Source organism: Cohnella panacarvi Gsoil 349 (assembly GCF_000515335.1).
In the GTDB taxonomy this organism is placed as follows: Bacteria; Bacillota; Bacilli; order Paenibacillales; family Paenibacillaceae; genus Cohnella; species Cohnella panacarvi.
On record NZ_KI911563.1, the window covers coordinates 294,843 to 307,294 of the forward strand.

The window sequence follows — 12,452 nt, forward strand, 5'->3', positions numbered from 1 at the left end:
AAGTCGGTGGGACGTCATGAATACAACAACACCGGAAATCCCCGAGTGCTAAAAAAGAAGAGAGGAAAAGCATTCATTTAAGAACGGGTTACTCGCGACGACATGTATATGGGATTTATAATACGTTGTCGCGATCAAGATCATAATGATTAATGATGATAAAAGCCCGTGAATGGATTACAATTCCATTTAAGGGCTTTTATAAATTTCTGACTATTAGAACGCACCAGCAACACGCCTAACTGCATCGCGGCCAGCTCCTAAGGGACCTTAAGTCGGTGGGACGTCGTGAATACAACAATGTTAGATGACATTCTCGTAAAGTCTCAAATAGAAAGAGGGATCAATATACAAAGGCGAAAATTTGTGCCGATTGTAATTATATTAATCATTTGTACAGGGTTCATTGGATACTGGCTCTTAGAAGAATCGAATATTAATTCAAAGTATGTTAAAGAAGTCTTACTAGAATGCATCCAAATTTGCTTAGAACAGAAGAATGCACCGTTCCCTCAAAAACAATTCAATGATAAACAATCGATCGATCTATTTCTCGATGCCATAAATAAAGCTAAACCAATAAGTGGATCTCTTGACTATGGTGTTGATTTCATGATGACAATCACCATGAATGAAGGGGAACAAAAAAAATATTACTTAAATATCGGTAATACGGAGAGACCGCAAAATGGTCTTTTGATAAAATTACCAAATACTGAACAAGGATATTCAATTTCACAAAAAACAAGTAAAAAGTTACAACAATTAATATACAAATGAGGATTCGGAGAGGCATTCCAGCAGCGAAGCTGGCGACATAGAACCAAATGAGAGTTTGGTCCGATCAATAAAAGAAAATAGAAAGGGATGAGACCAAACAATGATATCGTTTTCTGAGATTCGAAAATATATTATGAAATTGCCTGAATCCCAGGAAGTAGAACATTGGGGCAAACCTTCGTTCCGATTAAAGAATAAGATTTTTGCTGTGCTCCAAGAAGATGGAGTTACATTAACAGTTAAAACGTCAGCGGAAGAACGCGAAATTCTTACTCAATTAGAGCCCAATATCTTTCGAATACCAGAGACATTTGCAAAATTGAATTATATGAATGTAAATACGAAATTAGTTAAATCAGATGAAGCAAAGTTATTACTCTTAAGGGCATGGAGAAGCGTAGCTTCAAAGATACTCATAAATCAATTTGAGGGTAATTCCGAAGAAGACCGAGGTATCACCTAACACCATATTCACGCATCAGGTCGACTGTGTCGTCTTCGGTCTGGCAGAAGTAAGATGTGAATCGATCGATGGTTATGAAGTGAATAAGAGCGCTTTTAGAAGGAGGAATAAATAGATGGATGCAGGTGGTGGGCGTTCGTGAATACCACAGCGTTAAGTGACATACACCAAAGGGCGGAGAACGATGATAAAAGGCATATTATTTGATTTAGATGGGACATTACTTGATCGAGATCAGTCATTGATCGCTTTTCTTGAATATCAATACAATCATATTCATGCTCTTCATGTTGTTGAAAAGCATGTTTTCATTAAAAGGTTTATTCAACTGGATCAGAAGGGATATGTATGGAAAGATAAAGTTTATCAAAGTCTCATTGAAGAATTGAATCTAAATTTAACCTGGGAAGAATTATTGGAAGACTATGTTGAGTCGTTTCAGAGTCATTGTATTGGGTTCACTGGCGTGATTGAAACACTAGATTACATCAAGAGAATGAACTTAAAGCTAGGTATCATAACAAACGGATTTGGTCGATTCCAAATGAATAATATAAAAGGTCTTATGATTGATCGTTATTTTGATTTGATCTTGATTTCAGAAATTGAAGGCGTAAGAAAGCCCAATATTGAGATATTTGCGAGAGCATTAAATCGCTTAGGAATAGAACCACACGAAGCGGTATTTGTAGGAGATCATCCAGTTAATGATGTTGAAGCGAGTATAAAGGCTGGAATGATAGGAATATGGAAGGAAGATGAGTTTTTTGAAAAACCTTCAAATGTAAATGGATCGATTAAGAACCTAATAGAAATTATAGATATCCTTGAGAGTATTTCAAAGTAGTGGTGTACGTCGTACAACACCCTATACAACAACGTTATCGGAAATTCATGTCATACGGGAGGGACAAAAATGAAAAAAGTTCTTTCAATCTTACTTAGTTTCTCAATTATTATAGTTGGACTGATGTTATTTCCTGAAAGCAAAGCCTATGCATGCAGTTGTGCAGGTGCTGATGCTAAGGGAAAGCTAGAAAGATCTCATGTGGTCTTTTTGGGGAAGGTAACCGATAAAGGCGGAACAAAAAAATTCGATCATGGACGATTAAGGAAATATTCTTTTGAAGTCGATCAGGCATGGAAAGGTACAAATGAAAAACATATAACAATTTATAGCTATGATGGACCAGGGGCATCCTGTGGATTTGAGTTCGAAAAAAATCAGGTTTATTTAGTTTACTCATATAAAGGCGATAATAATTTGTTTCAAACAAATCTTTGTAGTGGAAATTTAAATTTATCTCAAGCAAGTGATGATCTCCAACAATTAGGGGATGGAACTATAATTACTGAAAGTGAAGATGATAACTTAAATAATGGAATCCGCAATCAATCAGTAAATCCAGTAGTTACGGGAACCATATTAGTGATGGCAATTATATTTATAACTATTTATAAGGTGAAGAAGAGGAACAATTGAATGTAAGTTAACCAGGAAGACATGATTAATGCAGTCGGACGCATCGATCAACTGGTGATTCCATATGAATGTAGTTTCGGATTTCTTTATGATTTTTGTTATTTTGGGGTTTATAAGAATCGAACGTAAACTACAAAGCAAGTTAAAGAATGATGAAAGAATAAACTCCATATTCACGCATCGGGCATTCGCCTTCGGTCTGGCAGGAGTCTGAAGTGACTCGATGAGTACGTAAGATGAAATACCGGTAAATGATACACAACCTTCAAGATCAAATGTTAAACCGCAGATCTTGTTGGTGTATAATGTAAAGAAAGGAAACGGAGGTATTCCAATGAGCCTAGAGGAGAAGTTACTCCAGGAGTTTGTAACTCTACCCGAAGACAAGAAGATTGAAGTAATTGATTTTGTTGAGTTTTTAAAATCAAAGACGCAGCCATCGGTTGAATCACTGATGGATTCCATAATTAAAGAGAACCAAGAAGCGTTTAAGGAGTTGGCTAAGTGAACAACATTTCGCTTGCATCGCAGCCGGGTGGGACGACGTGAATACAACAACACGTATCAGAAATTTCGCCAATCCTAACAAACGATAAGAGGAAAACCCAAATATTTGTAGAATAGTGCAGATGAGCACTATTTTATTAGTTGTGGGAGGCACTCTCAAATATGTTTAAAGCATTTGCTAAAATGATTCTTTCATTTACATTGGTATCCGCGCTAACGATTAGTTCGGTTTCTGCAGCAAGTAAATCTGTAAAGATCAAAATTACTTATGTTAATGCAGAGCTAGTTGAGAATAATCATGTAGGCAACGAATGGGCGACTAGTGGTATCATAAATAATAAAGAAATCCTCGAAGGAGATTCAATAATTCTTGATATGAAGTCAACAGATTCTATCAAGATAAAGGCAAAAGCATCTGAACTTGATAAGATCCCTGACTCAGGTTCAGGAAGCACATCAATTAAGGTTTCAGCAATTACAAAGAAAACTACAAAAACATTAAAAGTAACAGTAAAGGAAAATCGAGGTAGATACTCAGGCAATACAGCGGAATGGAAATTTATATTCGAAATTTCGAAGCTATAGTTTCATTAAGCCAAATTCAAACTCGAAATTGGCTTTGTTGTTGAAAATGTTTGAGGGGCACGAATGACTCTTTAACTATTTTTGTTGTTTGCGTTTCCAATAATACAGATACCCAAATAGCCCTATAAAAATTAATGCGAACCCTGGAAAACCAATTAGATTATACGACCATCTGATGAATCTAAAGATCCAATATAACGCAAATAGAGTAATTAAGAAGATAACTGCGTACATCGTATCATTGCTTGAGCCCCCTGATGCCGGACGACTTCTATTATTTCTGCGACTTTGTTGACGATTATATCGTGTAACAGTATGTCTAACAGCATTTCTAACATTATTTCGAAAGCTCCATCGACGCACTTAATAACCCCCAAGCAATGATGTTGTACAGTAATGGTTAGCTTAAAGAAATAGGACACAACATAGTATATACTCTTAAACAATTAACTAACAACATTGTATGAGGTCAAGACCTTCATCTAACACCATATTCACGCATCGAGACATTCGGCCCTCGGTTCAGCAGAACAAAAAATCCCCGTTTCCGGGGAAAGTTGAATTACTCGAATGTAGTGTGTTTTGCTTTCCATTTCTCTAGGGCAATAAATAACCAAAAACTATAAATACCGATCGTAATGATACATAATAGAAACCACTTAATCCAGTTACCGAAAAGTCCGATTGCAGTGCCATGGAATTTGAGTCTGCGTCCTTCAACAACAGTGTGATTTATTTTCCAGCCATAAATCATGCACAATGCCCACGGATAGCATATTCCTAAAGTGAAGACTGTAACAAAAAAGCCTAAAATTGACCAACCGATGTAAGAGAGCAATCCACCGTCAAAGTAAGATTTGCCCCCGCCGAGTTGATTGTTTGAAATATGTACATTTACTACAGGCTCCACTAACTCAACCGCCTCTCAAAAAAATAACTTCTAAATACATTATTCTACATTTTCAGTCATATACCTTCATTTAATGATAAAATATCCCATATGAATGGCTCTAGCACCTTTTCAATCTTTGATGAGATAAAGGCATTAAAGAAATCTTTCCCGAACGACAATGGAGTCGTCAATTCAAGTTGGCGGGAACAATCTTAGAATACTTCCGTATGGGAAGAGGTGAAAGTATTAATGGCAACTGCTAATAGAAATCAAAGAATTTGTGAGAAAGGTCATCATTACTTAAAAAGTAGCGATTGTCCAACTTGCCCGATCTGTGAACAAGAGCGTAAACATACAAATGGTTTTCTTTCTCTTCTCTCTGCACCCGCAAGACGAGCATTGGAACACAATGGAATTAACTCTCTGCAAAAACTGTCGATGTACTCTGAGAAAGAGATCTTACAATTACACGGTATGGGAGCTGCATCAATACCTAAACTTAGGACTGCATTGCAAGAAGTAGGACTGTTATTTAAGAACTGAATCTAATTTACGGGACTTAAGGTAGTGGGGCGTCGTGAATATAACGAATGGTTGCCGGTGACAAAGGAGAGCGAAACATTGAAAAAGTACATACTCTTCGATCATGATGGTGTTCTGGTTGATACTGAATTCTGGTATTACAAAGCGGGAGAACGCGCGTTGGCTGACATTGGATTTGCTTTGGATAAAGATCAATACCTCCGTGACATGACTCAGTCATGGGGCACTTGGTCCCAAGCTAGGGCGGCAGGTATTGATGAACAGACCATCAATAAGCAGCGTGAGGTCCGCAATGTCTATTATCAGGAATATCTAAGAACAGAAGCCATAGAGATTGAAGGCGTAGTTGAAACGCTAGCTGAATTATCAAAGTACGTCCGAATGGCCATTGTGACGACCGCAAAACGTGCGGATTTTCAGCTTATTCATGAGAAGCGCCAAATTACACAATTCATGGAATTCGACCTTGTCCGCGAAGACTACGAGCTCGCCAAGCCGCATCCGGAGCCATACTTGACCGGCCTGAAGCGCTTCGGAGCTACCAAAGAAGAGACCCTGATTGTAGAGGATTCAAACAGAGGGTTGAACTCGGCTGTAGCCGCTGGTATCGATTGCGCTATTGTCCATAACGAATTCACAAAAACGCACGACTTCTCACAAGCAAGCTATAGAATCAAGAGTCTGATTGAACTAAAGGACATTATCCTGAATGAAACCTGAGCCGGATTAATCAGGGGACTCATTACGAAATGGATAGTCATTTTGTTTGTATTGATATTCATTGGAGTGATTGTAAGGCAAGTGCTAAACATACTTGAGTATCTTTAAGTCAGAATGACAGCTCGAAGCGCAACGAGTGAGGAGGAGTAACTATTCATAATCGAAGACTCGCCTTAAAGCATTTAATTTACAGACCTCACGAAAGATTGGAGTGAATCGCATTGTCATTAATGATATTAAATAATGTTGACCCCATAAACAAAGATTACGTAAGCAACAAGATGATAGAGTTCAATTTACAGCATTTTCCGGAGAATTTGAGAGGTCGATATCAGGAATTAAACTTGCAACTAGTTACTGAAGGTGGCCCGATAATCGGCGGGATAGTCGGAGAGTTTTGTTGGAATTGGTTGGAGATTCATTATCTATTCGTTGAGCCGGAGCATCGTAAGTTAGGTTATGGAAGAGCACTTCTGAGAGAAGCAGAGACAATGGCGCAAGAGAAAGAGTGCGACTTTATTAAGCTGGATACATTGAGTTTTCAAGCATTGGATTTTTATCTGAAAGAAGGATTTCAGATTTATGGAACAATCGAGAATGCTGGAAGACATACACATTATTATTTAAAGAAAGATATATAGAAACTAAACTGTGTAGGAACTAAGAAGAGAGGGAGAACGATGAACAACGCTCCATTCATTCAAGGTTAGAAATACCCGGACGACAATATAGACCAATAGAAGTTCCGCCATTGACACCTCATCAAGTATTCAATAAATCGGAAGAGTAATTAATGAATGCAGGAACATGCGGAGGGGTTAACATATAGGTGTCAAAAAAAAGAACAATAGTAGTCACCTTGAGGATCATAATCGTAGGAATCATTGTTTCGGTGTATTACTTGCTGAATCAGAACCCACTATCTACAACAGGCTTTTCGTGGAATGATCAAAGGACAAAAGTAACTCTAGATTTGGTCAATAACGGAAAATTCAATATTAAAATGGTTGAAATAAGCGTAAACGGAAAAGACCCTACAACAGCCCAGTTAGTTCTTATCTATTCGGGACAATTAGCCTCGAGCGCTTTGATCCAGGAAGACCCAATGGCGAAGTTTATCGACATTGACAAGGGGACAATACATCCCAAACTACGTGCAAAACAAGTACAAAAGGCATTATTGGAAGGGACCAAGCCGATTCATTATGGACTCGACCTGATGAATAATGAGAAAATAACAGAAATAACTGTCAGGTATAAGTATCTCGGAATTCGATATGAAAGAAAAATAAATTTAGATACTTGGCCTGAGTGAGGATACCGTTCAAGACATTGACGAAATGGTTCAAATCGGTCTTGCTGAACAACACGGTAACCAATAACTTTACCTAGACAGGAATAAGCTTTACGGAGGAATTTCATGTTTCTACGTGAGATCATCAAGCTGAATGATAAGATACACAATCATGATCAACATCCATTCAACATTCCAACGGTCAGAGGTTTGAGCAGAATTTCTTTGAAACGAAATGTTACTTTCTTCGTCGGAGAGAATGGATCAGGCAAATCTACTCTTTTAGAAGCCATTGCTTATCAATGCGGTTTTCATACAGCTGGCGGAAGCCGGAACAATCAGTATGAAGTGGAGTCTTCAGACGCCCAGTTAGGCGACTATATCAGACTGTCATGGATGCCTAAGGTGAGTAACGGCTTCTTCCTAAGAGCAGAGACTTATTATAACTTCGCATCGCACATCGATCAGCTAGCTATGGATCATCCTTCAACATACGACTCATACGGCGGGAAATCTTTGCACAAGCAATCACACGGGGAATCTTTCCTCGCATTGTTTAATAATCGATTCGGTAAGCGGGGAATTTACCTCCTGGATGAGCCGGAAGCGGCATTATCTCCGCAAAGACAGATTCAATTTCTGAGTATCATTCACGAACTACAGAAAAATGCCCAGTTCATCATTGCTACCCATTCACCGATCTTAATGGGGTATCCAATGGCCGATATTTATAATTTTGACGCGAGTCCGCTTTCAATCATTGAATATAAGGAAACCGATCAATATCAAGTAACGCGAAGGTTTTTAGAGAATAGGGATTTTTATCTGAAAGAAATCATTGAAGATCAAGAGTCAGACATGCGTAATGAATCCAATTCGTCACACGACAATTGATGATGGGAAGGTGTACAATGCCTTATATTAATCTTCAAATAACGAAGGGTGCGAGTCGTGATGACAAAGCACGAATCGTTAAAGAATTTACGGAAACGTTGGTAAACGTACTCGGAAAGAAACCAGAACATATCCATATCGTCATCCAGGAAATCGAAGAAGAGGATTGGGGCTTCTCAGGAATGCTTACGGATGAATATAGGAAGTCAAGGTGATTAAAAAGGTTTAGCCGCGCGGATGGATGAACGAGGAACGGGTATTCGTCTCTAATCGCGGGATTAAAATTAATTCTACTCTACCCCCTCAATTTTCCAACCGCTTACGAATAATTATGATTATTCAAAGCTGGGGAGTGGAGCTTATGTCCGATCAAGTTTCGAAGTACCGATTCGTTAACGAGCAAGAGTACCTTAACCTGAAAGCATCTTATCGTTCCCAAGTCCAGGAGAACCAAAGGCTGAACGCCGAAGTTCAGCGATTAAATACGTTGATTCAACAATTATCCGAAGATGCAGTTGCTGCGAGAGAAGAAGCGGCGAATTATCGCGAGATGTATCTATCGCTAAGAGAAGGCAAGTACTTGCTGATCCCGAAGTGACTTCTTCCTCTATCGAACCCTTGAATGGAGTGTCCATTCGGGGGTTTTTGTTGTTATTTACCTCGGTTTGTCTACATACCCATAATAGAAGCGAATAGTCGAACGGGTTAAGAGAATGATGCCGGAGTTGACCTAAGAATGAGCACGAATCTAATCATCGTTTTCATCATGACCATGATTATACATACTGCCGAGACATTGTCATACTCCATACGATTCGCCGGCGTAAGACTAAATAAGATTGCGGTGGCGCTATCTCTGACCGGTATTATCGTACTCGTCTCAAGGACCGCCAACCTCATACAAGCCCCGCTGTCCGCCAAGTTTGTCGACTATGCGAAGCATCATGCTTCTTTTCCGTTATTGAATCATTTGAGAATCATTATTCTGGCTTCTTCGGTAGGGACGTTATTGGCGATCATCCTTTTTCCTACGTTCGTAACAATATCCGGTCGAATCATTACTCGCCTAGAAATCGCCGGGTCAATCCCCAAGTTGATCTCTAGCGTCTCCATCAGCCAACTGATGAATACGAAGCATTATATTAGAATTCCAAGATTGAAGCTGAGTCAGTATCGTTATCTAGGCATATCGAAAAAGTTTATCCTGCTCAATATCTTTGTCACCTCGTTCTACACGGTCGGTGTCCTGTCGTCGCTGTACGCGGCTCATTTGTTTCCGGAGCACAGTATGACTGCATCGCAGGCGTCGGGAATCATTAACGGCATCGCGACGATTGTGTTGACCATATTTATCGATCCCCAGTTAGGCCTGATCACGGATAAAGCTTTGAATAATGAAGAACATCGCAACCAATTAGGCAGAATCTATGTATTATTAATGACGACCCGATTCATGGGAACGATGATTGCTCAATTCGTGCTGCTTCCCGCTGCATATTTCATCAGTTATTTCGTAACCATGATTTGAGAGCAGGAGGACGATATGAAACAACAGAGTATGAAACTGATCTTATCCGGGATCTTCGTAGTGGTGTTCAGCGGACTGGAGAAAATACTGATTTTCATGGCTTACCAAGGGCAAGGAGTCCGCACCAATACCATTCTCAAAGATTTGACTCCTAGCGAAATTTGGAGGATCCCGCATTTCACGTTCGCATTAGGGTTATTGATTCTCGCATGCGGGATTATTCCTATGATGAGCAGGATTGGATTTATTAGGACGCAGATTGAACTCATTAGAATGAGGAACGAAGAGTTCGATAAACGCCATAATCACCACAACCAAGAAGACAATGCTTGAGCGGCAAAGTACCGTATAAAGCGCACCGGGAAGCCAATAATGGATGGAATAAAGTTGCAGGGGAGAAGTCGCGTGTTTAATCATAAGGTGAATGAGCAAATTCAATTGAAGTTGCTAGAGCCGCGTCATGCAGACGAGCTTTATCGACTTTCCGATAACAATCGGAAACATCTGAGGCAGTGGTTGCCGTGGGTCGACCGCACGCAAAGCGTCGAGCATACGAGGGAATATATCCAGTTTGCGATGAATCAATACGCGAGCAATAACGGCTTTCAAGCGGGAATTTTCTATCAAGATCAACTCGTCGGATGTATCGGACTGCACCAGATCGATTGGACGAACAACAAATCCTCCATCGGATACTGGCTTGCTGAAGCTTATCAAGGCAAAGGCATCATGTCCAAAGCTTGCGCGACCGTGATCCATTACTTGTTCGACGAGCTCCGACTGAATCGAGTAGAGATTAGAGCAGCCGTGCAGAACAGCAAGAGCAGGGCAATCCCGGAGAGATTGAATTTCACCAATGAAGGCTTGATTAGACAGGCAGAATGGTTGTACGACCATTACGTTGACCATGTCGTATACGGCATGCTAAGAGATGAATGGATGAAGCATTAGACCATAATCGAGCGACTTTGGGTTATAAAGGATTTTGCGGTTCATGCAACGAATAAGTAAGAGATTCAATCGTTGGTTCTTAGCCTAGGTGAGGAGCGATGAATATGGAAACGTTGTACGTCGTGAAAGACAACAAGATTACGCAGTATAATGGTCAGACCAAGGAGAAGAACGTCTTGAGCGAAGCTGCGGTTATCGAAGCGTATGGGCAAAAGGCAATCGAGGAGATCAATCGGTTCGGATTCTACAACATTAAAAAATAGCGCGCGATGACGTGTTCGTTCGCCAATCCTAAGGCTGCCGAAGTATCGGCAGCTTATTTGTTTGGGCTTAAGTTTCTCTAAAGCGCCTTTACGCGCGATCAGGCATTCGATAGAATCAAGATGCGTGGCAATGGACGATCAAGAGAAGATGGTACGATGAAGCGGAGGGTGAACGGTTGAGGAGAGAAGCGTGCTTTCCTATTGCGATCCTACTCGCATTATTCATCTTAACAGGCAATCACGTTGGTCGTTCGGTAGGCGAAGCGATTTTCGAGATGTTAGGATTATCTCCTTGGTCTAATGCAGATGGAACCGGTTTTCATTGGCCCGCGCTGCTTGGATTGCCCATGCTAATCGTCGGATTCGTCGGAACCGTGAAGTATTATAAACCGAGATACCCGAGAATCGTAAGCCGAATCGTCATCGGTTACTTGCTGTTTATCTTCTTGTACCCGCAAGCTGCGGAGAGAGCAACGTTCCTGCTGTTGCATAACGCGGACGGATTCCGTTCTATCGATTACGTAAAGGAAGATAGCCACTGTACCTTCCAATCGGACGAATATAAGGTAATGGCTAGCTGTTCGTTCACGATTTACAATTACGGCAACGTCGATGAAATGACGATCAAACCGATCCTAAGCGACGAGTACGGCATACGATTCGAGGCGAAGACGCTCCCCCTCCGCGAACACGAGAAAAATAGTTTCGGCACGCAGTTCGAGGGAACACAGAACGAGATGACGGGTTTTCGCGGGTCCGATCGACAGATCGGGGCAGAAATCGAGCTGAACGGGATGACTAAACGATTCGAGTAGGTGCGACAATGAACAGGACGATCATCATAAGCGACATACACGGCTGCATCGATGAATTTAATGAGTTGTTGGATAACGTACGATTTAATAGGAATAGCGATCAATTAATTTTGCTCGGAGATTACGTAGATCGAGGCCCGGCTAGCAAGGATGTCGTCGAGCGAACGATGGAACTGGTCCTGCAGGATAACGCCATCGCGCTGCGAGGCAACCACGATCAAAGACTCGTCGATCTTGTACTCGGCGACGAAGCGGCGGTTAAAGCCAAGTTTCGCGAGCATGGGGGTTTGCAAACTTTACAGAGTTATATCGGGTTTACGGGTACGGAGATAACGGACGAAGCCATCCATCAGGCACGCGAGAGAATCGGTCACGCCTATGGCCGTCATATCGAATTTTTACGCCGTCTGCCTCTCTATTATGAGGATGACGCGCATATATATGTTCATGCAGGGTTAAATCCGAATTACCCGAATTGGAAGGAACAGCCGGAACGCGACTTCATGTATATTAAAGGAGATTTTTATCTTCATCGGACGCATGTCGACAAGAAGGTCGTATTCGGTCACTCGAGAGCGGAAGAAATTCACCGGAAGTCCGATGTGTGGTTTGCAGAGGATAAAATCGGCATCGACGGCGGATGCGCATACGGGCAGCAGTTGAATGCGTTGATCGTGGAGAACGGGTCCTATCTCACTGAGCGAGTGTCGAGTAAACAAATTCGAAGGTGACCG

20 protein-coding genes are annotated in these 12,452 nt (G+C 40.9%); 19 read left to right on the forward strand and 1 reads right to left on the reverse strand.

The genetic code is table 11. From position 1 onward, the window contains the following. The first annotated feature begins 288 nt into the window (after positions 1-288). The 6 genes from COHPA_RS0101445 to COHPA_RS0101470 all read left to right on the forward strand — a co-directional run bounded on the left by COHPA_RS0101445 (position 289) and on the right by COHPA_RS0101470 (position 3,818). Positions 289-780, forward strand: a complete 492-nt coding sequence (locus COHPA_RS0101445) for a YhfM domain-containing protein (RefSeq protein WP_027084412.1) — start codon at positions 289-291, stop codon at positions 778-780. A 133-nt stretch (positions 781-913) separates the two neighbouring features. After that, positions 914-1,243, forward strand: coding sequence for an MmcQ/YjbR family DNA-binding protein (locus COHPA_RS0101450; protein ID WP_245590322.1), 330 nt, complete (start codon positions 914-916; stop codon positions 1,241-1,243). Positions 1,244-1,427: 184 nt separating this feature from the next. After that, the gene (locus COHPA_RS0101455; protein WP_027084414.1) at positions 1,428-2,090 is read left to right on the forward strand and encodes an HAD family hydrolase; all 663 of its coding nucleotides are present in this window, start codon (positions 1,428-1,430) and stop codon (positions 2,088-2,090) included. 69 nt (positions 2,091-2,159) lie between these two features. After that, a complete protein-coding gene (locus tag COHPA_RS0101460) occupies positions 2,160-2,726 on the forward strand; it encodes a hypothetical protein (protein ID WP_027084415.1) in 567 nt (188 codons plus the stop codon). Between the two features lie 334 nt (positions 2,727-3,060). Continuing rightward, complete coding sequence (locus tag COHPA_RS24925; RefSeq protein ID WP_084760232.1) at positions 3,061-3,234, forward strand: DUF2281 domain-containing protein; 174 nt, start codon at positions 3,061-3,063, stop codon at positions 3,232-3,234. A gap of 161 nt (positions 3,235-3,395) precedes the next feature. Further along, complete coding sequence (locus COHPA_RS0101470; RefSeq protein ID WP_027084416.1) at positions 3,396-3,818, forward strand: hypothetical protein; 423 nt, start codon at positions 3,396-3,398, stop codon at positions 3,816-3,818. Positions 3,819-4,380: 562 nt separating this feature from the next. Here COHPA_RS0101470 and COHPA_RS0101475 read toward each other — a convergent pair. Beyond that, positions 4,381-4,728, reverse strand: a complete 348-nt coding sequence (locus COHPA_RS0101475) for a YjgN family protein (RefSeq protein ID WP_027084417.1) — start codon at positions 4,726-4,728, stop codon at positions 4,381-4,383. A gap of 231 nt (positions 4,729-4,959) precedes the next feature. Here COHPA_RS0101475 and COHPA_RS24930 point away from each other — a divergent pair, with 231 nt between their 5' ends. The 13 genes from COHPA_RS24930 (at position 4,960) to COHPA_RS0101535 (ending at position 12,449) form a co-directional block, all read left to right on the forward strand. After that, positions 4,960-5,253: an RNA polymerase alpha subunit C-terminal domain-containing protein gene (locus COHPA_RS24930; RefSeq protein ID WP_084760237.1), complete on the forward strand. Its 294-nt coding sequence runs from the start codon at positions 4,960-4,962 to the stop codon at positions 5,251-5,253. A 78-nt stretch (positions 5,254-5,331) separates the two neighbouring features. Next, positions 5,332-5,973: an HAD family hydrolase gene (locus COHPA_RS0101480; protein ID WP_027084418.1), complete on the forward strand. Its 642-nt coding sequence runs from the start codon at positions 5,332-5,334 to the stop codon at positions 5,971-5,973. Between the two features lie 221 nt (positions 5,974-6,194). Next, positions 6,195-6,614, forward strand: a complete 420-nt coding sequence (locus tag COHPA_RS0101485; RefSeq protein WP_027084419.1) for a GNAT family N-acetyltransferase — start codon at positions 6,195-6,197, stop codon at positions 6,612-6,614. A 188-nt stretch (positions 6,615-6,802) separates the two neighbouring features. Further along, positions 6,803-7,288, forward strand: a complete 486-nt coding sequence (locus COHPA_RS0101490; RefSeq protein WP_027084420.1) for a hypothetical protein — start codon at positions 6,803-6,805, stop codon at positions 7,286-7,288. Positions 7,289-7,393: 105 nt separating this feature from the next. Further along, complete coding sequence (locus COHPA_RS0101495) at positions 7,394-8,161, forward strand: AAA family ATPase (protein ID WP_027084421.1); 768 nt, start codon at positions 7,394-7,396, stop codon at positions 8,159-8,161. A 17-nt stretch (positions 8,162-8,178) separates the two neighbouring features. Beyond that, positions 8,179-8,376 carry a tautomerase family protein gene (locus COHPA_RS0101500; RefSeq protein WP_027084422.1) on the forward strand — a complete coding sequence of 66 codons (198 nt, stop codon included), beginning with the start codon at positions 8,179-8,181 and terminating at the stop codon, positions 8,374-8,376. 146 nt (positions 8,377-8,522) lie between these two features. Further along, complete coding sequence (locus COHPA_RS0101505) at positions 8,523-8,759, forward strand: hypothetical protein (protein ID WP_027084423.1); 237 nt, start codon at positions 8,523-8,525, stop codon at positions 8,757-8,759. Between the two features lie 138 nt (positions 8,760-8,897). After that, complete coding sequence (locus tag COHPA_RS0101510) at positions 8,898-9,689, forward strand: lipid II flippase Amj family protein (RefSeq protein WP_027084424.1); 792 nt, start codon at positions 8,898-8,900, stop codon at positions 9,687-9,689. A 15-nt stretch (positions 9,690-9,704) separates the two neighbouring features. After that, positions 9,705-10,022, forward strand: coding sequence for a hypothetical protein (locus COHPA_RS0101515; RefSeq protein WP_027084425.1), 318 nt, complete (start codon positions 9,705-9,707; stop codon positions 10,020-10,022). Between the two features lie 72 nt (positions 10,023-10,094). Continuing rightward, entirely contained in the window at positions 10,095-10,640 is a 546-nt protein-coding gene (locus COHPA_RS0101520) for a GNAT family N-acetyltransferase (protein ID WP_027084426.1), read from the forward strand. Positions 10,641-10,744: 104 nt separating this feature from the next. Continuing rightward, positions 10,745-10,903: a hypothetical protein gene (locus COHPA_RS25380; protein ID WP_156926579.1), complete on the forward strand. Its 159-nt coding sequence runs from the start codon at positions 10,745-10,747 to the stop codon at positions 10,901-10,903. A 176-nt stretch (positions 10,904-11,079) separates the two neighbouring features. After that, positions 11,080-11,718, forward strand: coding sequence for a hypothetical protein (locus tag COHPA_RS0101530; protein ID WP_027084427.1), 639 nt, complete (start codon positions 11,080-11,082; stop codon positions 11,716-11,718). 8 nt (positions 11,719-11,726) lie between these two features. Next, entirely contained in the window at positions 11,727-12,449 is a 723-nt protein-coding gene (locus COHPA_RS0101535; protein ID WP_027084428.1) for a metallophosphoesterase family protein, read from the forward strand. Positions 12,450-12,452: the final 3 nt, after the last annotated feature.